The sequence below is a fragment of the Acinetobacter sp. Ac_3412 genome (genome assembly GCF_013072675.1).
Classification (GTDB): Bacteria; Pseudomonadota; Gammaproteobacteria; order Pseudomonadales; family Moraxellaceae; genus Acinetobacter; species Acinetobacter higginsii.
Genome location: NZ_LXUJ01000011.1, coordinates 350,780 through 376,467 on the forward strand (window position 1 = coordinate 350,780; position 25,688 = coordinate 376,467).

At 40.2% G+C, this 25,688-nt stretch carries 26 protein-coding genes and 1 pseudogene; 12 read left to right on the forward strand and 15 right to left on the reverse strand.

Going from position 1 to position 25,688, the window contains the following annotated elements; all coding sequences use genetic code 11:
* Positions 1–25: 25 nt before the first annotated feature.
* Both A7P54_RS14405 and serA read right to left on the reverse strand, forming a co-directional pair.
* The gene (locus A7P54_RS14405) at positions 26–907 is read right to left on the reverse strand and encodes an EamA family transporter (protein ID WP_017402255.1); all 882 of its coding nucleotides are present in this window, start codon (positions 905–907) and stop codon (positions 26–28) included.
* A 103-nt stretch (positions 908–1,010) separates the two neighbouring features.
* The gene (gene serA / locus A7P54_RS14410; RefSeq protein WP_004657532.1) at positions 1,011–2,243 is read right to left on the reverse strand and encodes a phosphoglycerate dehydrogenase; all 1,233 of its coding nucleotides are present in this window, start codon (positions 2,241–2,243) and stop codon (positions 1,011–1,013) included.
* A gap of 346 nt (positions 2,244–2,589) precedes the next feature.
* Between serA and A7P54_RS14415 the strand changes: the two genes are divergently transcribed.
* The 4 genes and pseudogenes from A7P54_RS14415 (at position 2,590) to A7P54_RS14430 (ending at position 6,452) form a co-directional block, all read left to right on the forward strand.
* Positions 2,590–3,999, forward strand: coding sequence for an FAD-binding oxidoreductase (locus A7P54_RS14415; protein ID WP_171549997.1), 1,410 nt, complete (start codon positions 2,590–2,592; stop codon positions 3,997–3,999).
* Between the two features lie 249 nt (positions 4,000–4,248).
* Positions 4,249–4,671 (forward strand): PAAR domain-containing protein, encoded by a 423-nt coding sequence (locus A7P54_RS19065; RefSeq protein ID WP_005317844.1) that lies wholly within the window; start codon positions 4,249–4,251, stop codon positions 4,669–4,671.
* An 18-nt stretch (positions 4,672–4,689) separates the two neighbouring features.
* Positions 4,690–4,959: pseudogene (locus A7P54_RS14425) on the forward strand (PAAR domain-containing protein); the annotation flags it as partial.
* 848 nt (positions 4,960–5,807) lie between these two features.
* Positions 5,808–6,452 carry a hypothetical protein gene (locus tag A7P54_RS14430; RefSeq protein ID WP_171549998.1) on the forward strand — a complete coding sequence of 215 codons (645 nt, stop codon included), beginning with the start codon at positions 5,808–5,810 and terminating at the stop codon, positions 6,450–6,452.
* Positions 6,453–6,548: 96 nt separating this feature from the next.
* Here the strand turns inward: A7P54_RS14430 and A7P54_RS14435 are convergent, their stop codons facing one another.
* Entirely contained in the window at positions 6,549–7,337 is a 789-nt protein-coding gene (locus tag A7P54_RS14435) for a xanthine permease (RefSeq protein ID WP_171549999.1), read from the reverse strand.
* A 136-nt stretch (positions 7,338–7,473) separates the two neighbouring features.
* Here A7P54_RS14435 and A7P54_RS14440 point away from each other — a divergent pair, with 136 nt between their 5' ends.
* On the forward strand, positions 7,474–8,238 hold the full coding sequence (locus A7P54_RS14440; protein WP_171550000.1) for a nucleotidyltransferase domain-containing protein: 765 nt from the start codon (positions 7,474–7,476) through the stop codon (positions 8,236–8,238).
* 86 nt (positions 8,239–8,324) lie between these two features.
* Here A7P54_RS14440 and A7P54_RS14445 read toward each other — a convergent pair whose 3' ends face one another.
* The 3 genes from A7P54_RS14445 to A7P54_RS14455 form a co-directional block, all read right to left on the reverse strand.
* Positions 8,325–8,639 (reverse strand): putative quinol monooxygenase, encoded by a 315-nt coding sequence (locus tag A7P54_RS14445; protein ID WP_171550001.1) that lies wholly within the window; start codon positions 8,637–8,639, stop codon positions 8,325–8,327.
* A 13-nt stretch (positions 8,640–8,652) separates the two neighbouring features.
* Entirely contained in the window at positions 8,653–9,243 is a 591-nt protein-coding gene (locus tag A7P54_RS14450) for an NAD(P)H-dependent oxidoreductase (RefSeq protein WP_004804006.1), read from the reverse strand.
* 112 nt (positions 9,244–9,355) lie between these two features.
* Positions 9,356–10,231 carry a DUF4349 domain-containing protein gene (locus A7P54_RS14455; protein WP_171550002.1) on the reverse strand — a complete coding sequence of 292 codons (876 nt, stop codon included), beginning with the start codon at positions 10,229–10,231 and terminating at the stop codon, positions 9,356–9,358.
* A gap of 180 nt (positions 10,232–10,411) precedes the next feature.
* Here A7P54_RS14455 and A7P54_RS14460 point away from each other — a divergent pair, with 180 nt between their 5' ends.
* Together A7P54_RS14460 and A7P54_RS14465 are read left to right on the forward strand one after the other, a co-directional pair.
* Positions 10,412–10,783 carry a hypothetical protein gene (locus A7P54_RS14460; RefSeq protein ID WP_171550003.1) on the forward strand — a complete coding sequence of 124 codons (372 nt, stop codon included), beginning with the start codon at positions 10,412–10,414 and terminating at the stop codon, positions 10,781–10,783.
* A gap of 377 nt (positions 10,784–11,160) precedes the next feature.
* Positions 11,161–12,378: an MFS transporter gene (locus A7P54_RS14465; RefSeq protein ID WP_171550084.1), complete on the forward strand. Its 1,218-nt coding sequence runs from the start codon at positions 11,161–11,163 to the stop codon at positions 12,376–12,378.
* A gap of 19 nt (positions 12,379–12,397) precedes the next feature.
* Here A7P54_RS14465 and yccS read toward each other — a convergent pair whose 3' ends face one another.
* The 4 genes from yccS to A7P54_RS14485 form a co-directional block, all read right to left on the reverse strand.
* Positions 12,398–14,548, reverse strand: a complete 2,151-nt coding sequence (yccS, locus tag A7P54_RS14470) for a YccS family putative transporter (RefSeq protein ID WP_171550004.1) — start codon at positions 14,546–14,548, stop codon at positions 12,398–12,400.
* Between the two features lie 240 nt (positions 14,549–14,788).
* Positions 14,789–15,370, reverse strand: a complete 582-nt coding sequence (gene sodC, locus A7P54_RS14475; protein ID WP_171550005.1) for a superoxide dismutase family protein — start codon at positions 15,368–15,370, stop codon at positions 14,789–14,791.
* 108 nt (positions 15,371–15,478) lie between these two features.
* Positions 15,479–16,573, reverse strand: coding sequence for an AI-2E family transporter (locus A7P54_RS14480; RefSeq protein WP_005201278.1), 1,095 nt, complete (start codon positions 16,571–16,573; stop codon positions 15,479–15,481).
* 123 nt (positions 16,574–16,696) lie between these two features.
* Positions 16,697–17,341, reverse strand: coding sequence for a ParA family protein (locus tag A7P54_RS14485; protein WP_004657565.1), 645 nt, complete (start codon positions 17,339–17,341; stop codon positions 16,697–16,699).
* Between the two features lie 130 nt (positions 17,342–17,471).
* Between A7P54_RS14485 and A7P54_RS14490 the strand changes: the two genes are divergently transcribed.
* Positions 17,472–17,942 carry a Holliday junction resolvase-like protein gene (locus tag A7P54_RS14490; protein ID WP_004804021.1) on the forward strand — a complete coding sequence of 157 codons (471 nt, stop codon included), beginning with the start codon at positions 17,472–17,474 and terminating at the stop codon, positions 17,940–17,942.
* On the opposite strand, the gene A7P54_RS14495 is transcribed toward A7P54_RS14490, so the two are convergent.
* Positions 17,936–18,571, reverse strand: coding sequence for a class I SAM-dependent methyltransferase (locus tag A7P54_RS14495; protein WP_171550006.1), 636 nt, complete (start codon positions 18,569–18,571; stop codon positions 17,936–17,938). The two genes, A7P54_RS14490 and A7P54_RS14495, sit on opposite strands and share 7 nt — an antisense overlap.
* Positions 18,572–18,732: 161 nt before the next feature.
* Between A7P54_RS14495 and A7P54_RS14500 the strand changes: the two genes are divergently transcribed.
* Positions 18,733–19,296 (forward strand): hypothetical protein, encoded by a 564-nt coding sequence (locus tag A7P54_RS14500; RefSeq protein ID WP_016542781.1) that lies wholly within the window; start codon positions 18,733–18,735, stop codon positions 19,294–19,296.
* A gap of 51 nt (positions 19,297–19,347) precedes the next feature.
* Here the strand turns inward: A7P54_RS14500 and A7P54_RS14505 are convergent, their stop codons facing one another.
* The gene (locus A7P54_RS14505; protein ID WP_171550007.1) at positions 19,348–19,911 is read right to left on the reverse strand and encodes a hypothetical protein; all 564 of its coding nucleotides are present in this window, start codon (positions 19,909–19,911) and stop codon (positions 19,348–19,350) included.
* A gap of 19 nt (positions 19,912–19,930) precedes the next feature.
* Positions 19,931–20,710, reverse strand: a complete 780-nt coding sequence (locus A7P54_RS14510) for a class I SAM-dependent methyltransferase (RefSeq protein ID WP_171550008.1) — start codon at positions 20,708–20,710, stop codon at positions 19,931–19,933.
* A gap of 121 nt (positions 20,711–20,831) precedes the next feature.
* On the opposite strand from A7P54_RS14510, the gene A7P54_RS14515 reads away from it, so the two are divergent.
* Positions 20,832–22,103 carry a hypothetical protein gene (locus tag A7P54_RS14515; protein WP_171550009.1) on the forward strand — a complete coding sequence of 424 codons (1,272 nt, stop codon included), beginning with the start codon at positions 20,832–20,834 and terminating at the stop codon, positions 22,101–22,103.
* 66 nt (positions 22,104–22,169) lie between these two features.
* On the opposite strand, the gene A7P54_RS14520 is transcribed toward A7P54_RS14515, so the two are convergent.
* Positions 22,170–22,784 (reverse strand): hypothetical protein, encoded by a 615-nt coding sequence (locus A7P54_RS14520; protein ID WP_005185396.1) that lies wholly within the window; start codon positions 22,782–22,784, stop codon positions 22,170–22,172.
* A 618-nt stretch (positions 22,785–23,402) separates the two neighbouring features.
* Here A7P54_RS14520 and A7P54_RS14525 point away from each other — a divergent pair.
* Positions 23,403–23,714: a hypothetical protein gene (locus tag A7P54_RS14525; RefSeq protein WP_004804031.1), complete on the forward strand. Its 312-nt coding sequence runs from the start codon at positions 23,403–23,405 to the stop codon at positions 23,712–23,714.
* A gap of 76 nt (positions 23,715–23,790) precedes the next feature.
* Positions 23,791–25,146 carry a S8 family serine peptidase gene (locus A7P54_RS14530; RefSeq protein WP_005201260.1) on the forward strand — a complete coding sequence of 452 codons (1,356 nt, stop codon included), beginning with the start codon at positions 23,791–23,793 and terminating at the stop codon, positions 25,144–25,146.
* 94 nt (positions 25,147–25,240) lie between these two features.
* Here A7P54_RS14530 and A7P54_RS14535 read toward each other — a convergent pair whose 3' ends face one another.
* Positions 25,241–25,651, reverse strand: coding sequence for a hypothetical protein (locus A7P54_RS14535; RefSeq protein ID WP_171550010.1), 411 nt, complete (start codon positions 25,649–25,651; stop codon positions 25,241–25,243).
* Positions 25,652–25,688 lie beyond the last annotated feature (37 nt).

Consider the following 25,688-nt stretch of genomic DNA (forward strand, 5'->3'; position numbering starts at 1 on the left):
TTTTCTGATGTTGAGGCAAGATCATTTATTTGGCCTCTTTCTGCTGCCGAGCTTGTTGCGTGGTAAAGGTACAGCCAATCGAGGCAATAATAATGGTACCCAACGCTAGCCATTGATTCCAAAGCAACATTTCACCAAGGAAAATAAAGCCTGAAAGGGCAGCCACTGCGGGTTCCAAGCTCATCAAGGTACCAAAGCTGAGCGGGGTTAAACTACGCAACGCAATCATTTCTAGGGTAAAGGGCAAGGCACTGGCTAAGATCGCAAGACCAATAAAATAGTATAAGTTTGGCAGTTCAAATACCCGATCGATGGCGCCTGAAAAGAGTGCAAAGGGCAATAAGCAGAGCATACCAATCGACATGCCTAAACAGACGGTGTGATTACCCGAGATGCCTGACGGTTTTTGTCCTGCAATAATATACAGCGCCCAACACGCACCCGCACTGACAGCAAAGAATACGCCAAGCATGTCGAGACCTTGTTGTGCCTGTTGCAAAGGAAAGAGCAACATTAAACCTAGAATGGCACAGCCAACCCAGATGAAGTCATATTTCTGCCGAGCATGATACAGCGCGACACTTAAAGGCCCAATAAATTCAAAGGCAACGGCAAGACCTAGCGGTAAGCGTTCTAGTGATAAATAGAACAGCGCATTCATGCCTGCAAGTGCCACTCCATAAGTGAGAATGGCTTTCCAGCGCACTACTTTAAAATTGATGGTCCAGATTTTAAAAATCACCGCCAATATGATCGCACCAAAAAATAGGCGCATAGCGGAAACGGTTAATACAGGAAAGCTTTGAAATAGAATTTTGGCCAAGGAACCACTGCCTTGCACACACAACATGGCAATCATCAACAGCAATAAAGCATGTAGTGGTGTTTTCAGCATTGGGGTCGACATTTTATTATTTAACAGTTGGTATAATATTCACATAATAAGTCAAACGCCCATAAAAAAGCCACAGCATCAACTGTGGCTTTTTTGACATTATTCTAAATATTGCTTAGAACAATACGCGAACGCGGATGGTGCCTTCAACGTGGTTCAATGTGTCCAGTGCTTCTTGAGATGCAGATGCGTCAACATCCATCACCAAATAACCGATATCACCTTTCGTCATTAACGACTGACCAGAGATGTTGATGCCTTGTTCAGCAAACAATGTGTTGATCTTCGATAACACACCCGGAACGTTTTTGTGGATGTGAAGCAAACGGTGCTGACCATCAGAAAGTGGTAATGCGATTTCTGGGAAGTTCACCGCAGAAAGCGTCATACCTTTGTCTGAATAAGCAACGAATTTTTCAGCCACTTCTAAACCGATGTTTGCTTGCGCTTCCATGGTCGAACCACCCACGTGCGGGGTTAAGATCACGTTGTCTAAACCGCGAAGTGGAGAGAGGAACTCTTCACCATTGGCTTTTGGTTCTTTCGGGAATACGTCAACAGCTGCACCCGCGATGTGACCTGATTTAATTGCATCTGCTAAATCTTCGATCACCACACATGTACCACGTGCTGCGTTCAAGAAGATTGAGCCTTTTTTCATTTTCGCGAATTGTTCTTTCTTGAAGAAGTTACGTGTAGACGGAACATCTGGAACGTGTAGCGTTACCACATCCGCAGTTTCCAAAAGTTCATCTAAAGAGCCAACTTGACGTGCATTACCTAATGGTAATTTAGTCACAGCATCAAAATAGATCACTTTCATACCTAAGCTTTCTGCCAAAACAGAAAGTTGTGAACCGATCGAGCCGTAACCGACAATACCTAGAGTCTTACCACGAGTTTCAAATGAACCCACCGCAGCTTTATTCCAACCGCCCGCATGTGTATCTTTCGATTTTTCAGGTACACGACGAAGCAACAGAATTGTTTCAGCAAGAACTAATTCTGCAACCGAACGTGTATTTGAATACGGTGCGTTGAATACAGGGATACCACGAGACATCGCCGCTTTTAAATCGACTTGGTTGGTACCAATACAGAAGCAACCGACTGCGATCAGTTTGTTCGCAGCTTCAAAGATTTCTTCAGTTAATTGCGTACGGGAACGAATACCAATGAAGTGAGCATCTTTAACGGCTTCTTTTAAAGCATCGCCTTCAAGCGCAGTTTTGTGATAATCGATGTTGGTATAACCCGCTGCATTTAAAGTATCGATGGCATTTTGATGCACACCTTCTAACAGAAGGAAACGGATTTTGTCTTTAGGTAGTGATAGATGTTGGCTCATTACGGCTCCGCTACAAAGGCCAAAATTTAGTTGCAGTACTATAGCATAGAGCTTTGAGATATAAATATTTGGTTTAAAATTAGCGCAGCAGAATTATTGATAATTTTTCAGTTGAAGCTGAATTTTATTGGTTATACACATTTTGTTATTACAGTATCTTTATCCTAAGCTTTATCCCATGCCTGCTTCTATGTAAAATGCAAGATCTGATAGTCAAATCTGAAAACATCAGGTTTGCGCTGTTCTGCCGAGTTTCTATATGTTGAATACAGCATTTTAAGATATTGAAAAATATTGTGTTGTTATTCAAATGCTCTATCTTTACTTCTTGCTAGGCCTGTAAACGATGAATGCTTCAGTCGCTTTAACACCTGAGTTATTGACCCAATTAACGGTAATTGTGGGTGAAAACCGAATTAAAACCGATGCCGACAGTTTGGAAAATTGGGGACGAGATCATACCAAACATTTTGATCCGAACCCATCAGTCATCGTTTTCCCTTCAAGCACTGAACAAGTTCAGGCCATTGTTAAACTTGCCAATCAATTTAATGTCGCGATTACACCATCGGGTGGTCGTACTGGCCTTTCTGCGGGTGCGGTGGCAACCAATGGCGAGATCGTAATTAGCTTTGACAAGATGAACCAGATTCTTGAGTTCTTCCCAGCAGATCGTATGGTCCGTGTGCAAGCAGGCGTGGTGACTGAGCAATTACAGAATTATGCCGAAGAACAAGGTATGTATTATCCAGTCGATTTTGCTTCAGCAGGTTCAAGTCAGATTGGCGGTAACATCGGCACCAATGCGGGCGGTATTAAAGTCATCAAGTACGGCATGACTCGTAACTGGGTACTCGGTTTAACCGTGGTGACAGGTAAAGGTGATGTGCTGCGTTTAAACAAAGGCATGATTAAGAATGCGACAGGTTATTCGCTGCAACACTTGTTTATTGGCGGTGAAGGTACGCTTGGTTTAGTGACAGAAGCTGAAATCAAGCTTGAGCGTCAGCCACAAAACTTACAAGTGATGATATTGGGTGCGCCTGACTTTGAAGCAGTGATGCCTGTATTACATGCCTTCCAAAACGCAATTGACCTGACTGCTTTTGAATTCTTTGGTGAATTGGCAATGCAGAAAGTGTTGGATCGCGGTCATGTACAGCGTCCATTTGAAACGCAATGTCCGTTCTATGTGTTATTGGAATTTGAAGCACCATATGAACCAATCATGGACAAGGCAATGCAGATTTTTGAGCATTGTATGGAACAAGGCTGGGTAATTGATGGCGTGATGAGCCAAAGTCTAGAACAAGCTCAAAGCTTATGGCGTTTGCGTGAAGATATCTCAGAGTCGATTGCGCCGTTTATTCCATACAAAAACGACATCTCTGTATTAATTACACATGTACCTGCATTTATTGCGGAAATTGATGCGATTGTTGCAGATAATTATCCTGACTTTGAAATCTGTTGGTTTGGTCATATTGGGGACGGTAACTTGCACCTCAATATTTTAAAACCTGAAAACCTGACCAAAGATGAATTCTTTGCCAAGTGTCAGGTGGTGAATAAATACGTGTTTGATACCGTGAAAAAATATGATGGTTCGATCTCTGCCGAGCATGGTGTCGGTATGACTAAGAAGCCATATTTAGAGTATTCACGTTCGCCTGAAGAAATTGAATATATGAAAGCATTGAAGTTGGCGTTTGACCCGAATGGGATTATGAACCCAGGCAAATTATTTGATCTTTAATGCTTGATTAGATAAAAGAAGTTTTGCTAAAAGCGTATCGAAAGATGCGCTTTTTTATTTTCTGTAAATCAAAAGTTAATGCTGTACTTTTTCTTATAATACAAAATGTAAATATATAAACTTAATTATCATTATTTGTTGACATTACATGCCAATTATAAGTGTTGTATATGGTTTTTATTGAATAAATAAAGAAAAATAATGTATTTAATATTAATTGTTCAATTAAATAAGAATGAGGATATATAAGTGAATCCTAAAAAACATTTATCTCAAGATGAAGTATCCAATTTATCTATAGAGGAAATTCATGAACGTATTGCTGCTGAACAAGAGTTTATGAATAAACAGAAGCATAAAAAGTTCTTTGCAGCGACACATGGTTCTAAAACAAAAAATGGTGGATTAATCAGAGCGATGATTAATCAAAAAATTAAAGTACAAGGTCATCTTATTGCTGTTGTTGGTGATGAAGCTATTTATGAGGATGGAACAACTTCTAAAATTATTTCGGGTGCTGGCGAGGCAGGGTCAATTGAAGGATATGACATTGCACTTGTTGGTAGCCGTTTAGAAAATGGTGATGAAATCATCGAAAGCCTACAATCTGTATTTGAGTATCGTTTGTATGCTGATCAAGAAATTCCTCAAGGTTTTCTCAGTCATGACTAAATTTCTTAGGAGACAATCATGGCTGTAGGCTTTGCAATTCATAACTCGATGACAAATCATGGTGGTATCATTCCTGCAACCCAAATGAGAACCTCTCAAATGGGTAACTTATTTTTGGTAGCAGGTGATGGCCATTTTTGCCCTAAATGTAAATGTTGGTCAAAGATTATTAAAAGTCATGATCATATTATTCTTGATGGCAAAGCTGTTGCTTATGTCGGTGATCAGCTTACTTGTGGTGCTAAAATTTTACCGAAACAATCTCATGTTGTGGGAGAAAGTGGCAGTTCTAGTTTAGGTTCAGCTTCCCCTCTTTTTCAACCTACTAGCTCTCAACAAAGTTTCAATAACAATTTAACTGATAGCAAAAATGAGCTTTTGAATGGTTATTACTACAATATAAATACTGGGTTATATGAAGGAAAAATTTCCAATGGAAAAGGTAATCTTGAAAATGTATATGCCTGTAATGGAAAGAAATCAGATAGCGATTTTATCTCCCCTCAATATGCAAATATTACTCATAAAAAATTCCAAGAATGCTCAAGGGTTGTTTCACATGAATCTGGAACAGCGACCTTAGAATGTATATTTATTGCTTTCACTGCTAACAATTACGCAAAACAAGTAAAAAAGGATTTACATTCATTATTAATGTCAGGTTATTCTACGATGCCGGCTGGAACAAAGACCCCTTTACCAGATAAACCCAACAATGGGAAAGTAGAAGATCCCAAGTATGGACTTGCTCGTAAGGGGGTTTTAAAAGTTTGTCTAGGAGAGGAAGATCCTACAGATGGTGCAACACATTGGGATGGAACAGATTTCTTAGCATGGGGGTTAGAAAGTCCGTATAAATATAAAGATAATACAAATAAGCCACATGCTAAGTTTAGAGAATATAAGAAAATCACAATCTCTAAAGCGATATATGATGAATTCCTAGTCGGCTCATTGAAGGAATATCCTAAAGGACGAGTTAAATATAGTGGTATTTTCTATGAAATTCCTGCAAAAGTTTTTAAAGATAATACAAACTGGACGACTGGTAATTTTGAATACAACACGGGTAGCAACGTTAGCAAATCACTAACTGCCAAAGTAACAGCAGGCCATACTATTTTTTGGAAAGCAGCATGAAGTTTAAAGTATTCAGTTTAATATTTATGTTTTTTTCATGCATAACTATAGGGTATACAAAAACAAATAATGAGTTAATTAGCAACCATATTATGCCAAACCATAATCTTCAATTAAGTGGTTCATATCCATCAATAAAAGGAAAACAATTTAAAGAGATTAATAATTCTATTTCTAAATTTATTGCAATTAATTTTGATAGAGAAGATGAGCAGTACCCTACAGAAATTAGTTTTGAAAAACTATTTCAGAATGAGGATATATTAAGTTTTTCAATTGATTATAACATCAGCAACTCAACAGAAAGATACTTTAATAAATATTACACACTGAGTCTCTCCAATAAAAAGGAGCTAAGTCTTTCAGAATATCTTAAAGATAAAAAAATTTCTAAGTATGATGTATTGAATAGTATAAATAGTTTTATTTCACCTTGCCTTTCCGTAAAAAAAGCTCTACCTGATTACTGTGCTGATATGACACTACAAAGCCTAATTGAGAATAAAAAAAGGGTTGCTTATTCAGATATATCTAGTTTTTTTATTAAAGATAATAGCGATATAGGAATAGGTATAGACTCCAATAAATTTACCACTACTTTTATCTATAATATAAAAAGTAAGAGAGTTGTTTTAAATTAGCCATTTATATCCCCTAGCTCATAACCCACCTATGTTTAGGTTGGGAGTGATCTATTTCCTTTTTCATTCCTTTATTTGGACGATCTTCGCTTTTTTTTATTTCTTATACGCTTTCCAACCCGTCAAAATATGATAAATCAACGGTAAAAGGCAGAGTGCAAAGAAGCCACAAATTGCAACTGCCCAGACCGGTATATTCTGTGGATTGCCTAAAAAGAAATAAGCAAAAACTGAATAAGACAGCATCCCAAACATCGCCATAGTGCCGAGTGGAAGGCTAACTCTAAAAATTAAGACATTAGCAAATGCTTTGTAAGGTGCCATATTCTGATTCAAAGCATAAGCAATAATCATGACCAAGATATAGCCCATAATAAACAGCATAAATAGGGTAGCGGCAAACAGTAAACCCGTGCGCCAGCTCTTTTCTTGTGCGGAATGATCACCTGCCTCATAAACGACTTGAATATGATCTCCGACTACAGGCACATCACCTGAACGGACTGAATTATCCAAGACCAATGTTCTGTTTTGAGCATCTTTGAATTGAACTTGAGCCGTATGCATTAAAGTTTTGGTTTTGTATTTACGCCCGTTGGAATCTGTACGTTCGGTATCGACCCATTCAGAGCTATAGCTCACGATGGTTGCATCATAGCTCGGTTTGGTTGCTAAGCCATATACAGCTTGCGACACCCAATAAGTAAAAGGGAAAAATAGGGAGCTGATGCTAAACACCACCACAAATAAATAAGCAAATTCAAACTTACTGCTGTCACGATTCTTAGCTAAACGTTTTAGCCAAAACTTTGTCAGCACAAAAGACCAGACACACAAGATCGCAACCACCACCAAGAAAACCTGTCCCGCATAAGTCAGTTGCATGCATGATCCTATTTGTTATATTGAATAGAGATTGATTTTATCAAACGATAATTTTTTTAAAATCAAATTAATGAGTACGGTAAAAAATAGTATTGTCTCTCACAAGTATAAATTTTTAAATAATGAAGTCATCGCAATGAATATCCATCATGAAATCGAAAAACTATTTCAACAACGCCAAGATATCCCATTATTTTATATTGAAAGTGGCAGCCGTTTATGGGGCATGGCCAGTCCTGACAGTGACTATGATGTACGCGGTTTTCATCTACCGAGTAAAGACCAATATTTTGATTATAAAAAGCATCGTGACTTGATCGAGATCATGGATGGGGACTTTGACTTTGTCTCTTATGACCTCGATAAAATGTTTGGGTTATTGGCAAAAAGTAATCCCACTGTTTTAGAGTGGGTCAGAGCACATATTGTGTATTTTAATGCCTTTCCAGAATGGCAGATCTTCCGTGATGGATTGCTGGAGCGAATCGACTATAGCGCGCTGTATCACCACTATTTATCATTGGCAAAAGGTGGCATGAAAGTGATGCAAACCGCAGATAACTTTACTTATAAAAAAGTGTTTTATTCGATTCGCGGATTGATGTCAGCAGAGCTAGCAACCCAGGAGCAGATGCCTGAATTACTGATTACCGATCTGTTTGCTCAAGTGGATGCAAATGACCCATTACGGCATTGGGCGGAAGATTATCTGGAGATTAAAAAGCAGCAGCAAGAAAAAGCACAGCTACCCCAAGCGGAACAAGCTGCGATTCTTCAACTGTTGCAAAGCAAGATTGAGCAACTGGCAGCAAAGTCGATGCCGAAGGCGGATCGTCGTGCCAGTTTGGAAGCCTATTTAACAGATTATAGCCGTCATTTAAAACAGCATTATTATCAGTAAAACCATGCATTTACTCATCAACTGAGTTCGACTTAAATATTCAATGATTTCATATTTTGTCGGACTCAGATTTAGGGTGTTATCTGTTAAATCCCACTGTTTAGAATACGGATTTTTACATCAGCAACATGGTCTTTGGTCGCTTCAAAATGTTGCTGCATATGGGCAGTTTGCATATGGGCTGCTAAATGAGCAGTACTCTGCCATTTCTCTAACATGACAATCGTATTCTCATCAGTGGCCTGCATCTCAATTGCAGGAAGATGATCAATCAATGGCTCATAGCCATGACAGCCGTCTTCTGCAAGAACGGTTGGAATAATTTTTTCAAAGGCATCTAAAACGGCTTGGCGATGTTCAGCACCTACATGCGTATAAATTTCAGCAATAATGGTTAGCATCTTATTTTCTCACTTAATGGCTTGCTGCAAAAAGCTGGTCTAAATGCGCTTTATACGCTTCGATATAACTTGGCACATTTGGTGCCTTGATCACATCATTCACGATAAATGTTGGTAGTGAGTCCATACCCAAGAATTGATTGGCTTTATGGAAAGGCAGGTAAACGCCATCCACACCAACACCGTGGAAGAACTGATCTGGATCAGTAAAGGCTTCCATCGGTGCATTCCATGTCAAAGACAACATATATTTTTTACCTTGGATTAAACCACCTGAACCATATTTTTTAGAAGCGTCTGAACGACTACGGCCATCACTGGCATAAAGTGAACCATGTCCGATGGTGAAGATATCATCGATGTATTTTTTCATAGTCCACGGTGCACCCATCCACCAACCTGGCATTTGGTAAATCACCACATCTGCCCATAGGTATTTGGCAATTTCGGCTTGAATGTCATAGTCACTGTCGGTACGGGTAACTTGTACCTGATGACCTAAGGTGCTTAGATGTGCTTGAGAAAACTCGGTCAGGGTATCGTTCAACTCACCATTCGAATGCTCAAATTGTTTGGCGCCATTAATAATTAAAATATTGCTCATGCGATTACTCAAAAATAAATCTCTAAAAACTGGAAAGTATTTTAGAAAATCTATTCATGAGTAAAAATGCATAAATGAGCAAAATACTATTGATTAAAAATCAATAATTGAACTATTCAGCTTTGGATTTTTTCGCTTTATACCAACGACGGATGCCCCATAAAATCGCAATCGCTACATATAACGGCCACAGCATCACCAGCCAAATGATGGTTTCTCTAAAGCCGTACAAGCCCACTTTAATCGCTTCCCAAATCCGACTGAATAACGGATCACTGTCTAAGGTGGCAATACGATTGATATTGAGATCATGCGTTTTACGCACTTGTGATTGTTGGAAGAATTCTAGTCGAATGGTGCTATAAGCCAAGCGGTCTTTGACTTCTAAATTGGTCAGTTGCTGCAGCTGATTGTTAACGGCATTTGATCCACTGTTACTTTGATTGGCGGTATTCAGTTTTTCTTCGAGCAATTTTAATTCATAACGCTTGGCTTCATAACTCTGGGTATTAAAGTTCAGCATGAGTGGCAATAAATTATTTAAGAAGCTGGTCACCTGCGCATTGGGAATACGTACTGTGAGCTGGGCGGTGGGGGTGATCTTTTCATAAATATCGACACTGCCATCAATACGATCACGCTCAGATCGGTCACTGACTTGATAATTAATCTGTTTTTCTTCGATATAACCATTGTATTGCAATAACTGCTGTTCTAGTGCTGATGTGGTTTTTAACACGTCTTTTACTTCAAATTGCAATTGTGCGCTTTTGACCAATTGACGGTTTTGTTCCAAAGCACTTTGTTGATTGCTAACCAGTTGTTCTGGATTTTGAACGGCATTTTCTTGAACAGCAGTGCTGTCCATTGCAGCACTTTCAGTTGCAACTGCAGCATCGCTTGCTGCACCTTCTGGGTGTTTGGAACAGGCAGCCAAAGTGCTACCCAAGATTAAAATAATCGTTAATTTCTTTGCTAAATCTGACATATCGGCATGTCCAAAGTATGGTGATTTTGATGTTATAAACTGTGTTTTTTTAATCATTTGTTATGATCATCATCTTGAATGATGACAACAAATTTAATGCACGCCACATACATTTTGTTGCGTGGTAATTTAGTTTTGCATAGTAGCATAAATGAGCTAAATGGATTGGATGGGTACAAAATGCATAAAATTGCACTGATGTTAGGTTCTGCTTTATTCCTCACGGCGTGTAATCAACCAACAGCACCATCGCAGCAACAAGCAGCCGTGCAAAAGAGTACGGTGATGCATGCAATCTTATCGGATCAGCCCGATCTATTTCATGCAGACAGCAATTTAAAAATAGATCAGCAATTCAATAGTGCCGAGAATCCAACCGATGCACAAGTCACAATTGAACAAGCTCAATTAGATGATTCGGTGATTGCGGTGCGGACAGAATATCAATTAAAACGGAATCAAGATGTTTGGAAAGTCGTGAATAAAAAGCAAAGCTACCAATGTGCCCGAGGAGAGAATACCGAAACTTTCCAATTCGAGTTATGCCCATAATTCGATGCACCATCAAACAGTGAATAAAATATCGGCAAAGATGTGGATAACTTTTTGGTTATGCACATCTCAATATGAGCGTTATCGGCTGTTTAAATTGCGGTCATTTTGAAAAAGTGCTACAGTTGCGCGTGGCAATTTGGCCAAACGGTAAAACATTTACCAATCTCACGTAAATAAATTGTTTTTCTTATATACACCTAGTGAATACGGTGTTTTCACATTTATCACATGCTTTCTCACAGCATGAAATCAAAATTTAATTTAAATCTAAGCCATAAAATCTTGTGGTGATGATCCCTTTTTCGTTTTGAAAAATGGGACGAACACGAGTTGGTTATTTTTGTGAATAAAACATGATGACGAATAATCAGAACATGACGTTAAACCGTATAACGCTCATGTTTCCTTTAGCTTTAGTGCTATTCGAATTTTCAGTTTATATCGGTAATGACTTGATTCAACCTGCGATGTTGTCGATTACAGAACAATTTGCAGTCAGTGCAACGTGGGCACCGTCGTCAATGTCATTTTATTTGTTGGGTGGTGCCAGTGTCGCATGGCTGTTGGGACCGCTTTCGGATCGTCTCGGGCGTAAAAAAGTGCTCTTGGCCGGTGTGGCATTTTTTACGCTGTGTTGTTTGCTGATTTTATTGACGCACAATATTGAACAATTCCTAACGCTACGTTTCTTGCAGGGAATGGGGCTGAGCGTCATTTCTGCGGTCGGTTATGCAGCCATTCAAGAAACTTTTGAAGAGCGTGATGCGATCAAAGTTATGGCACTAATGGCGAATATTTCCCTATTGGCACCTTTACTTGGCCCTGTATTGGGTGCATTCCTGATTGATTATGTGTCATGGCATTGGGGTTTCGTTGCCATTGCTGCGGTGTCCTTTATCAGTTGGTTTGGCTTAAAAAAATTTATGCCAGCTACACAGGAAAGCCGTAAACAGCCGAAGCAGCCTTTTAGCTATATCTTTGATGACTTTAAAAAGGTATTGAGTAACCGTCGTTTCTTGGGTCTAAGCATTGCCTTACCGATGGTGGGGATGCCGTTGATGTTATGGATTGCTTTATCGCCAATCATTTTGGTGGATGAGCTGAAATTAAGCAGTGTGCAATATGGCTTGGCACAGTTTCCTGTATTCTTTGGCTTAATTGCAGGCAATATCATTCTGATCAAGATTATTGATCGTTTCCCGCTAGGTAAAACCATTCTATTTGGTTTGCCGATCATGTTATTGGGTACTGCATTCTTGCTGCTCGGTGTCATTTGGCAAAGCTATTTGGTGCCTTGTTTATTGATTGGTATGACCTTAATCAGTTTGGGTGAGGGGATTAGCTTCTCGGTGATGTACCGTTTTGCACTGATGTCTTCGGAAGTCTCAAAAGGAACAGTCGCAGCGGTAGTCTCGATGTTGATGATGATCAGTTATTTTGTCGTGATTGAATTGGTTCGTGTGCTGTATACGCATTTCCATATTTGGGCCTTTGCTTTAGCAAGTCTGGTCTTGATTTTATTCTGGTTTAGTTCACCACGCCATGCCTTGAAACAACATATGCGGGCACGTCAGCAAGAAGGGTTGAATTAATTTTGCTTCCATCGACTGCTCACTTAATTTCTAAGGCGAGCAGTTTATTTTTTAATAGGACTAACTCAGGTAAGGTCTCGAGTAACAGACTCATTTGTTTTAACAGCAACGGGTGCTTTGCAGAGACCTGATGCTGTTGATTGAGGATCTCAATCTCTTCGAGCAAGCGCTCTACTTGCTGTTGCGGAATAGCGGCTTGTTCGATCAGACTTTGCTTGAGCACATTCTCAATTTTATCTAATAGTTCTAACAACGCCTGATCTTCAATTTTCTCCCGTTGATGTCCCAAGGCTGAGACATAACTGAGTTGGCTATGGCTATAGACCAAATAGCGAAATGCATGCTGAATGAGTTCTTGGTTAGGCTGAGGTTCGGTACTCAGACTTGAGATCATATTCGACAGCTCGATCTGGGCATTGTGTGCGGCACGTCGAGTGGTTCGGTATTCCAGATCGAGTTCACGTCCTTGATGATACTGCTGTACCACCACATGAAAATAATCGAAGGTGGTTTGATTATTTTTCTTAATGTTGCTGGAGATATTGCGAAAATTCCAATCAGGCCAAATAAAATTGACTGCAAGCCATGCAATCGCACAGCCAATAAAAGTGTCAATAATGCGTGGCAGGATAATACTAAAACCTGCACCTTTTAAATTAAAAATCAATAACACCATCAAGGTCGCCATGACCGTGGCAAGTGCATATTTCTTTTGTCTTAAATAGAAAAATGAGACTCCACAGATGACGGTTAATACCAATTGGCCTTCAATACTGGGCACAAAATAAAGAATGGGGATACCTAGTAACACCCCGAGTAAAGTACCGATGGTTCTGAGCTTGAGACGGCTTTTGGTGGCAAAGTAGGTGATCTGGCAAACAAATAAACTGGTGAGTAAAATCCAGTAGCCATTTTGGGCAAAAGGCAATAAGGAAATGGCATAACCCACTGCAAAGATCACAGCCAAACGCACCGCATGACGGAACAGCGCTGATTGTGGACTAAGTTGTTGTTTGATTTTTAAAATAAGATCCTGTACACCCTGAATATCATCATCGAGTAAGTTCAAATGATCTTGATGTTGCTGCGGTGAAAGCTGTTCAATATTTTGATTGAGTTGCAGTTGAGTAAATTGCTCATGCACACTTTTTAAATTATTTAAGATCAGTTCTAGATTTTTAACTTCAAGATTATTGGGGTGTTGTTGCACCCAATCTCGCATCGACGATTCTAGATTTTCTAGTGCTTTACTGGCTGATTCACGGGGCTGATAGCTTTGATGATCTAAGATCGCTCGGCTTAAATCATGACATGCCATGGCTTGTAGCTGCATATTTTTTTGAATACGGAAAATTAAATCACTACGGCTAAAATTCTGATGAATTTTTTCATAATGCAGATAGCTAGAGGTGACCTGTTCATGCATGTCTTGGGCAAAATAATATAAGTTCAGCCAATAAATACTGGTGTTGTTAACGCGAGATGCTTTTAAGCGCGTCAGTAAGGAGTTCTTGGCTTGATTCAGGCTACTGACCACTTGGCTATTTTTATGAGAAAGTTCGAATAGCAGTGTTTCAACATTATCAATATTATCTGGGTCGAATAAACGTGATTTGGCTTGAAGCAATTCAGCAAGATCCTGAAAAATAGTTGAGACCTTTTCTTGTAAAGGCAAGGTTGGGCGAATAACAAAAAATAAAATCGAGGTCAGTCCGTACCACAAAGCACCCAATACAAAATAACTCGGTTGCTGATACCAATCTGAATATTCTCCTAAACCAAACATGGTATAGATCGAAAGTAAAATCGTACCGAAGGAAATGGTGGCATAGCGTTGCCCAAGCGCACCCATCATGACCAGTGCTGCACTCGAGAGGCTGAGATAGACAATGAACCAAAATTTATAGGGGGCGAGAAATTCTAAAATGGTACTGACCGTAAAGAACAGCACGCAGACATAGATCAGATTACGTAAACGGATACTGAGACGATCATCAAAGTCGGTCAGTGCGGTCGCAATTGCGCCTAAGGTGACAGGAACAATCAGTTGCCCAAGACCAAGTTGATGTAAACCTAAAGTGGTCCCGCACAGTACGATCAGGATTTGTAGGCAATAAAGCAGAATCGAGTTGGAACGAAAGCGATTGAACAGGAGGGATAAATTTTTCACGATTCTTATTCTTTAATATGTTCTGGATTCATCATACAAATAAATTTCCCAAAGGAAAGCATTGTCAGCCAACAAGCGGCACTATTTTTTAGCATAAATATTTGCTTGATCTTTCAAATAATAGATAAGATGCAAAATTCATGCTCAGTTGTATTTTTTATGATGAAATTAAAGAATACATAAAAATGGCTAAAAGCAGAGCAATTGTGGATAACTCGAAAGATACCCACAGTATTTAGATTACTTAATCACACCACAGGCAATACGGTCACCACCACCGCCTAATGGCTTAGGTGTATCCGAATAATTGTCTCCACCGACATGGATCATGATCGCACGATTTTGAATATCAGCCAGTTTTAAACGTGGTGCAATCACAGGAGTAGTTGCAAAACCTTTGTCATTCACCACCAATACCGGTAAATCACCTAAGTGGCCCGTTTCAGGCGTACCATGATGCGCGACCTTTTCAGGGTTTAAGTGACTGCCTGCTGCCAAGGCTGCGCCCATTTTCCCATCTTTTAATGCCGCTTCACATGATGGGTTCTCATGGATGTGGAAACCATGTTCGCCAGGAGAAAGTTTCCAAAGCGCAGGGGTGATTAATAAACCTTTAGGCGTTTGTTGAAAAGCAACCGTTCCGATTGAAGCACCCACACCATTGGCATCGACTTGATAGACTTGGATCAACTGCTTTTGATCCGTTGCGCTGGTCTTGGTCTGGATTTTAGATGCATTGTTATCGAGAGAAACCGAAGAGCAGGCTGCGAGACTGAAACTCAGACAGCCGAGCAGAGAAATTTTGTGAAGCATTGAAGTCATTGCGAAGATATCCTTATAAATTATCTTTATTTGACGATTCAAACAAAGTAAGCGATATCTCGCAAGCAACATTAATCAATTCATGACAAAAAATTAAACAAAACAAACCTACTTAGTTTCGGGAGGAGCCTCCAAAGCGGCAACAGGCTCATCGACATTTTCATGCAACCATTCACGCCAAATCGCTAACAGGATGGCTAAAATCACTGGGCCAATGAATAGGCCGACCAGACCAAAGCTGGCAATACCGCCTAATACCCCAAACATGATCAAGATAAATGGAATCTGGGTTGCGCCTGAAATTACCAATGGGCGAATCACATTGTCTGAGCTACTCACAATCACCACACCCCAAACCACAACCCCTATGGCTTCCATGGTTTGCCCTTGAGCAAATAACCACAGGCCTACCCCAAGATATGAAACAGGTGTTCCAAAAGGAATTAGCGCCAAGATAAAGGTGACCATGGTCAACAGCATTGGATTTGGAACGCCTGCAACAAAATAGCTGAGGCCAGCTAATAGGGCTTGTGCAACTGCAGTTAAACCAACGCCGTATACGACAGCACGCGTTGTTTCCGAAATGGTATCTAAATAATGATGCACACGTGGGCCAATCACCATTTCCAAGGCACGACTCACTTGTGCCAGAATCATTTGCCCATCACGGTAGAAGAAGAACAAGGTCATCAGTGCAAAGGTGAGTTTGACTAAGTTACGGCTAATCTCACTGAGTACAAAACGGCCATAACTCAGATGGCTTTGAATCCATTCAGCAATATTCTTGGTAATACTGTTTGGATCACTACTCAGTTCATTGACAGTACGACTGATGTCTTTGCCAATAATCGGTAGATTTTTGATAAATTCAGGAACTTGAACATGACCTGAAAACAGTTGTCGCTGTAAATTAAAATATAAATTACGACCTTCAAGTTGCAGCATAAAGATCGCACAAATAAATGGCACACCAATCACAATAATGACCAAGCTAATCATCAGGGTAGCATTCAGCGTAGGTCGGTTTTCACCAAAGAAACGACGCTGTACCCATAGATATAAGGGCCAAGTCATATAGGCAATAATTGCGGCCCAAAGGACAGGGACAATAAAGTATTTGAGAATACTGAATCCCAAAAAGAGCAGGACAAAGAACAGTCCAAACAGCAAAACGCGTTGTAATATGGGAGCGTATTGTTGCACGATAGTATTTCTCAAGTGCTATAAATTGAATAAAACCATCTTAACTGAAAATGTAAGCGAGGGAAATTTTCATTTCCCTGTTTTAAGATTTGATATCAAAAGATTACGTTTCTTTGCAAAGCCTTAGAACCACTCGCTTGGATCATCGACCAACTGGTTTAAAACAGGCTGCCATTGGCTTTGGATACTGACAAAATTTTTCTGGGTTTTATCAAACACACTCAGCCCTTGCATTGCCAATGTACCGTAGGCACTACGCTCAGAAATCCATGCCACAGGATCTTGCTCAATCTTGCTAAAGAAGTCCTGAATATCTTTGGAACTGGCACTGTTCGGTTTGACGCGATTGGCAATCAACAGGATTTGCACTTTACCTTTACGAATACGTTTAATGTCTTGTAAATGTTTTAAGAAGCGACGAGTACTGTCAATATCAAAGAACGATGGCTGTAATGGCGTTACAATCGCATGCGCTTCGCTGACCAATTGCTCTGCATGTTCACCTGAAAGTGCACCAGGTGCATCAATAATTAAATAATCTAAATTCTTTGGCGCTTCACCAATGGATTTTTCATGTCGCCAATCCAGACTCTGAATGCCTGTGACCGTTTCAGGCCGTTGCTTGAGCCATTGCAAAGACGATTTTTGGTTGTCAGCGTCAGCCAGCGCAACCTTATATCCTTTTTGAGATAGTGCTGCAGCCAATGTAATAGCTGTCATAGTCTTGCCACAGCCACCTTTTTGATTTGCGATTAATATGGTTTTCATGAAATTAGATTTATTAACTAGGCTCTCGTATTCGTTTATACCTTAGCATCTTTTTCGGTCAAGTGTGTTACACATGACAAAAGTTTAATGTTGCAGTTAAATAGCTGCATTCAAGAGAAGGAAAGTTGCTATGTCGGTTTGGTTGGCGATGCTGATTGGTGGTTGTATTGGTGTCGTGATCACCACGATTATTTTATCCAGCACCCGTAATGGTCGGATTCAGGCTGAGTATGAAAAATATATCGCCGAACTAGAGTTAGAACATAAGCAGGCTTTGCTTGATGCGCAGAAGCGCAGTGTCAATACCAGCCGTGCGGTATTGAAAGGCAAAATGGCGGAGCAGTTTGCACCGATCTTACCAGAGTTTCGTTATTTACCCAGTGATGCCAAGTTTTTAGGTGATCCTGTCGATTATGTGGTTTTTGATGGTTATACCGACTTTCGCGATGGCGATGGTACAGCCGACGATATTGAGGTGATTCTATTGGATATTAAAAGTGGTGGTGCACGCTTGAGCAAAGGACAGCAGGCGATTGCTCAGGCGGTCACAGAAGGTCGCATTCGTTTTGAAACCTTGCGAATTGATTTCGAAGATCAATGAGGCGTTTCTAATTTTTGTACACGCGCCAACAGCATTGTTTGTGCCACAGCAGGAATACCTTCTGCATCAAAATATTGTTTTTCGATCAATTTAAATTTGGCTTGTAAGAGCTGGCGTTCAATGTCTCGATTAAGATGACAACCATCGGCAATACGTTTTTGAATTGGAGTCAGCAGCGTTTGCAAAGATTGGATTTTTGTCGAGTTTGGATGTTTGACATGCTCAACCAGATGAAAGGTTCCTGTTGGTTTGAGTACCCGATGTATTTCGGCTAAGGCCTGTTCAAGATCAGCAATGCTACACAGTGTCCATGTCGACACAATATGATCTAAAGATGCATCAGCGAAAGGCAATTTCTCTGCACTGGATTGCACATGCTTAATAAAGAAAGGTGCATGCTGTACCCGTTCAACGGCCAATTGATAAATATCAGGATTGGGCTCTAAGGCATAGAGTGAATCGACATTGCCATAAAAGGGAATATTCAGCCCTGTACCAAAACCAATTTCGAGTACTTCACCTTCGAGTGGAAGCAATAATTCACGACGTCGGTCCATCAAGCTGGCGGTTTGCATGACCTGATTCAGTAAATGAGGAAAGATATGACGTTGGTAAAATTGGTAAATCATAGAGATCCATTCGTCGGTTTTAATAAAGAGGATAGTTTACTAACAGCACAAAAATATGACTAAAGTGAGTTTGACTGTTACCAAAAAAAGCACTTTTTTTCACCATCTCAGCATACTATCAAGAGAAAGGCTTTTCTAATATTTTCGAGGATAATCGAGCCATGAAAAAACGTCTATGGATGAGTTTATGCATGGTGGCTGCAATTGGGCAAACACATGCATCAACCGGTCAGGCAGAATATAACATTGCCAATGGCTTAGCACCTGTTGTGGAATATCAATCGATTTCGGTATTAAAACCTTTTGATGGTAATTTCCGTATTCTCGGTTCAAAAGTCTATCATGACGATGAGCAAGCCAAATTCTCTCCGATCGACTATGCGGTGAGTTTGGGAGCATTTACTGATCCTGCAATCGCCCGAACGATTGATGTGCGTCAATATGATCGTTATTTGAATTGGAAAATGAATACACTGCCTGTGCCACCCGATCAAGCGATCAAACTGGTGTCCAATATGCATATTATTCCTGCCAATCCTGAGATTGCCAAACAAATCAAGCAAGTGAAACGTGGTGACTTGGTTCAACTCAAAGGTGAGTTGGTCGAGATCCGAGATAAGGACTTGGTGTGGAAATCGTCTTTAACTCCAGGTGGAGTGGGTGATGGTGCCTGTGAGTTATTTCGTGTGAGTTCCATTCACTGGATTGAGAAACAGAATATTTAACAATAAATTTGCAATGAAAAAGGGGCATCAGCCCCTTTTTATTTATTTCCGCTACTCAGCTTGCATTTTGCTTTCCGCTGTTTGCGCATTTCTCCAATGATGCAACTGGCTTTGTGCATGTAGATATTCATTCAGCTGATTGACTTGCTGATTTGCATCTGTAGTTTGAGCAGTATTGGCGTGTTCCAAGACTTGGGCTTGATGTTCCCAATAATCATAAAGCAAGCCTTGAATATAGCGACCCTGCTCAGTTTTGAGTTCCAGTTCTTTGAGCATCTTCAAGGCTGAGTTCACATTATCTTTTTGACGTTGCTGCTCGAATTCAGGGGTGAGGCTATTGGCTTCTTTCATCTTGGCCAATTCCATTTCCATGCTATCGCTCATGTCGGTAAAGCGATGATCATAGTCATCTAATACCGCAATATCATGTCCATCATCTGCTGTGGCAGGAAATTGTTTGATCGGGGTTTGATTCAGTTGACCAATCGCATCATTGCTTGCGCTGCTTTGCTGTTGTTGCTTTGCAGTTGGCTCCTTGTCCTTATTACAAGCACTGAGCATCAGTGCTGAACTGAGTACACAGGTGATGGCAAATGTGGTTTTTAGGTTAGGCATAGCAGAGCTCGTTCAAGAATTAGTTGGATATTTTCTGAAAATGGTAGGCAAAAGTGGTATAGGGGAAACTAATCTGATCTTGCGCAGTTAAGCCCGTAAAATCAAATACAATTTGTTCAAACTTTGCTTTTAACTGTTGTTGCTCTGTGGAGGGCATCGCGGCGATAAAACTGGTAGACAGCAAGCGTTTACTCACCACTTGTTCGACAGTGCCCTGATGCGCCTGTTGAAAGGTGGTTAATCCATCCAGTTTAAATAAGGATTGTTCTTCGAAGACCTGTTTCCATAATTCACTATGATAACGCGGGGTATCACCTTCTAAAGGGGCAATTTCATCAGCCAAGGCTTTGACCCAATCGACAGCAGTATCGCGTTGATTCCAGATCAGTCCTAGATGGCCTGATGGGCTGAGTACACGATGCATTTCTGTTAAGGTTTCAATATTGGCAAACCAATGGAACGATTGCGCACAGAGAATGGCATCAATTGACGCATCGGCGAATGGTAGTTCGCTACTGAATGCTTGCTGGCAATCGACTGTCGGATAGGCTTGCTGAAGCTGCTGTAACATTTCAGTGACAGGCTCGACTGCGATCACTTTTGCCTGGGTCTGAATCAAGTAGGGTAAGAATTTGCCAGTCCCAGCACCGAGGTCAACAACAGTGGAACTTTCACCTATTTGGAGCCGATCTTGCAGCCAAACCGCTATTTCTTGCGGGTAACTGGGGCGAACCTGTTGGTACAGTTCAGCCCCTAAACTAAAGCCTTTTTGAGCAGCAGGATGTAAGGATTGTGTCATTTTTTGCGCTTTTTAATCTGTCTTATCTCTATAAAATAAGATACTCCGCAATTATGGTTTGGCAAAGCCATCATTTGGTGACTTTTTGCTACAGACCTAGGATCAACTTTTCAGTGTGAGCATGGATAAGCAAATAATATTTGAAGATGAGCATATTCGCGTTATTTTTTTAAAAGGTTCAAGTGACACTTTAGTGATTTCGTTTGGCGATTTGATTAGTCGCGCTAAAGGCATGTCAATTAATGCTGAAAAATCCTTAATAAAATATCAATACAATGTGATCGGCATTATGCCGAAGCAGAAATCATGGTTTCCGAAAAGTAGCATGCTTCAGATGCAGCAGCAGATTCAACCGATTTTGCAGCAATTTAAAGGCATTGTCGGCTATGGCGGCTCAATGGGTGGCTATGCTGCAATCAAGTATTCAAATTTATTGAATATGCAAAAGATTGTGGCTTTTGTGCCACAGTATTCCATTGACCCTGATGTGGTACAGGATCGCCGTTATGCTGAGTTTTTTGATGCGTCTATCCATCAAGACATGCAAATTCAGGCAGATGAAGTCGATTCATCGCGTGAGTACATCATTGTCTACGATCCATACTATGCAGAAGATAAAGAGCATTTCTTAAAGATCCAACCTTTATTACCTAAAATGCATGTGATTCATTTGCCATTTACAGGCCATGAAGCACTTTCTGTTTTAGCAAGTTCCCAGTTGCTGAATGATTTTGTGGTTAAACCATTTGAGATCACTTATTTCTATCAGCGGGTTCGAGAAGTTAAGAAGCAAAGCAAATTCTATTATCGTCATGTGTTGGATGCTTTGTTGCCGCACCATCATCAAGCTTTATTAAAAATACTGCAACAGAACGACATTGCCTTAGATGAGCGTTATTTTGATGCGGTACTTAAACAAAAACTGGTACAGCAGCTGTTTAAGCTAAAACAAGGCACTGAACAGAATTTACATAAGCTGGGCGTACATCTACATTTTGCACAACATGCAGAGACAGAATCTGGCAATGTGGTCAATGTACAGAATCAGTTTTTGGTCTTTAATTTGGCAAGCTTGAAATTAGAGTGCTATAGCGCTGAGATTATTGCAGCCAATCCAGCTTATCTATTGCCATTAAATTTGACTGCCAATAGCTTGGTGAAGCTCAGATTGAATGATGAATATTATTTATTGAGTATGAATGATCGTGGGATTCATAAATTGGTCAAAGAGGGTGAACCCTTTGCACTGGATCAATCGCCGTTGGTGTTTAAACACTATGCAGATTTTTATAGTTTGAGCTATAAACAACTGACTTTAAGTTGTGATGCATCTGGCTTTACTCAATTCGTTGAGAATAATGCGGACGAGCAAACCAAGCTACAACTTTGCTGAACATTGCGATGACAATAAAAAAGCCCTTTGAATGTTCAAAGGGCTTTTTTTATATCTTACTGACTATTAATTCGCACCAATTTTTGCATTGGTATTGACGTTGGCATTTACGCCTAACACTTTAACACCCACATTTGCACCTGTTTGCAGGTTCTTTTTATCAGCATTCAAACCTGTTTGAGCATTTACACCAGCTGTTTTGCCATTCAATTGTGCTTTGGCATTGGTTTGTGCTTCCAAATTCAATGATTTAGATTTTGAAGTTGCCTGTTTATCCGCAATACGCTGTTTTACATTTGCTGTGGTATCTGCAGCGAATTCTTTACCATCAACTGCCTTGTCTACAGCATAGTCTTTGGTATTTTTTACGACTTCGCCTGTTTTATTCGCGACTTTAGAGCCAACATTTGTTGCCGCATTAACTGTTTGATGCGTAGCTGCAACACCTGTATTTACAGCAGCATGACCGACATTATGTGCAGTATGACCAACACCTTGAGCCACTTGACCCACACCTTGTGCTGTGCCTTTCACTGCACCCGTTACGCCTTTAATCAGGCCGCTCGGTTGTACATTGACTTGAGCTGAGCCGCTGGCATTCGCCCCAACGTTCTGTGCAAAAACTGAAGCAGAAGCGAGGATACTTGTTGTCACGATAGCTGTTTTGATCATTTTTTTCATTGCAATTTCCTTAAGCGATGTACCGTATTGGGGTACTTCATTAACGCAACTGCATCATAGCGAGCAAAAAAACAGAAATGTGTGATTTTCATCAAACGTTACAACCAGATTACAGCTTAAAAACAATCTGGAGAGAAATTGTGGAGATTATTTATACTGATAAGCACGTGAAAAGTATAGTTTTTTAATTAATATAAATTATTGTAGTAAATCAATTTTGAGAAAAGTAATGGTAATAATATAGCTACTCTTCTAGTTATGTTTTAACAAAATGAATATGAAAATTATGAATAAATAAATAGCTTTAAACAGGTTTAAAAAAGATCAAAAAAATGGCATTTTTATTGCTTGGTATAACTATGTGAAATAATGATTGCACTTTTTTGGGTGATTTCATTTTCTCACAAGATGCTTCTTTGTTGCATTCACTGCATTTGTTGCAGTACACGATTAAGCGATAGCGTCATTTTGTTTTTAGATAAATTTACGATTCGAATCGTATTTTAATTAAAGATATAGATGAAATTTAAAGTGAATCTTAAATTGTATTCGCATTATTTATAGAAAAAGAATTGAAAACCAAGTAATGGCCAGTAAATAAAGCGCTGGAGAAGATCAATGAAACAGATTGCAGCATTTTTAATTGTATTGATTGCACTGGGTGTGGTGGTTTTCTACTTTGAACCTGCCGAACCGACCAGTTCAACGGATGATACCGCAATTTATCAGATCAGCCCTGATCATTCAGGGAATATTTCAACCGTTTCAAGTAAACAGGAGGTGAACACAACCGAACATACCACATCACATATGTTGAAAAAATTGGAGACAACCCAAAAAGATACCCAATTTTACGATACGAAAAGCGATCCTTCGATACAACCGATTGATCCTGACACTGATCCAGCCAATGAAATTAAAAAACTTTAAATCGTCTGGGCTTCTTTTATCCAAGAAAAACAGATATTAAGAACCGTTCTTTATCCAAGAACGATGGAGATCAATAGTGAACAATAAAACCTTACTACTTTTAAGCTTGTGTGCTTTTTATACCACTACAGCCTCTGCCGCAGCACTCGATGCTGTCCAACTCAAACAACGACTCAGCACCGCAGCATTAAATAAAGTGTCGAATGGCAAAATTAATATTGATGCCTTAGTCGACAATGACTCAAATGATCTACTGATTGAATACGATAGCAGTGCAACGAGCACTACTTTAGGGCGAGAAAAACGTAGCCTGATCGCGGATGGTAAAAGTCAGTTTAAAAATAAATTTAGCAACGCAGCAGGTTTTCAGACCTTGCGTGAGTTTAATGGTTTGCCTTTGGGCTTATATCGTATTCAAAATCGTGAAACCTTAGCGCAGGTGTTAAATGATCCGACGGTAAAGGGTGTTTATCCAAACCGTAAAAATGTCCCGACCACAATGGAAAGTCTACCTTTAATTAACCAACCTCAAGCGGTCACAAATGGCTTTACAGGGGAGGGTTCGAGTGTGGTGGTGATTGATACTGGGGTGAATTATAAACATGCTGACTTTGGCTGTACCGCAGTCAATACCCCAGCTTCAACATGTCGTGTGGTCTATGCCTTTGATAGCGCACCTGATGACAATAGCTTGGATGATGATGGACATGGCAGTAACGTTTCTGGGATTGTTGCCAAAGTTGCATCTAAAACCAAAATTATTGGGATTGATGTGTTTAGAAAAGTTCGATCACAAGGGCAATGGGCAAGTACCGCTTATGACAGTGATATTCTGGCAGGCATTAACTGGGCGGTAAATAATGCACAAACCTATAACATTAAAGCGATTAATTTAAGCTTGGGTGTACCTGGGGTCAAATATACCTCTGAATGTAGCAATAGCAGCTATAGTACGGCTTTTGCCAATGCGCGTGCAGCAGGTGTTGTACCTGTAGTCGCTTCGGGTAATGATGCCTTCGCTGATGGGATTTCTTCGCCTGCCTGTGTGAAAGGTGCAGTACGCGTAGGCGCGGTGTATGACAGTAATATTGGTGGTGTGTCTTGGGGCAATCCTTTGAAATGCTCTGATCCAACCACAGCAGCAGATAAAATCACATGCTTTAGTAATGGTGGCTCATTGGTGACTTTATTGGCACCAGGCGCAATGATTACTGCGGGTGGGGAAACTCAAGGTGGAACTTCACAGGCAGCGCCTCATGTTGCAGGGGCAATCGCATTATTACGTGCTAATGGCGTGACACCATCAGAGACTATCGATCAAACCGTAAATCGTTTGAAAGTAACAGGTAAGCCAATTACAGATACGCGAACTGGTTTGGTGTTCCCACGTATTGATTTACTGTCTGCAACCAGCGGACTCAGTTCAAATTAAGATGATTTTATAGTTTAAAGATCGATCCAAAAATAGTTTAAAAAGCCATGACTCGTTGCAGCTAGAGATAGATGCAACGAGTCTTTTTATGTGCTTAATGACATTGTGCTAGCTTATCTGCACTAAAGTTACTTTGTAGTTTTTGAAAATTGGCTTGAACAGTGGCATCTTGCACATCAAAGGCGGTCGCGGTTGTTGGTTGAGCAAGCGTTTTATCTTTATAGTGTTGAGTGGTAGAGCTTGCTGAAATTAAACCATTTTGGTTAAAGCTCCAATGCTCAACCGCCTGACCACCATCAAAATATCCCGTGAATTCGATGTTGCAGTGTTGGTCTTGTTTGATCAATTTTGCAATATTACCTTCAGTGGATGGTGTGGCACCAATATTCTTCACTTGCTGTAATGTTTGTACGCCATTGTTCTGTGTCGAAAGTGCTGAGCAAGCAGTAAAACTGATTGCACTGATGCAGGAAAGAAGAATTATTTTGAAAGTGCGTTGCGTCATGTGCAAAATTCCAGTCCGATGAATTTATGCGGTTTAG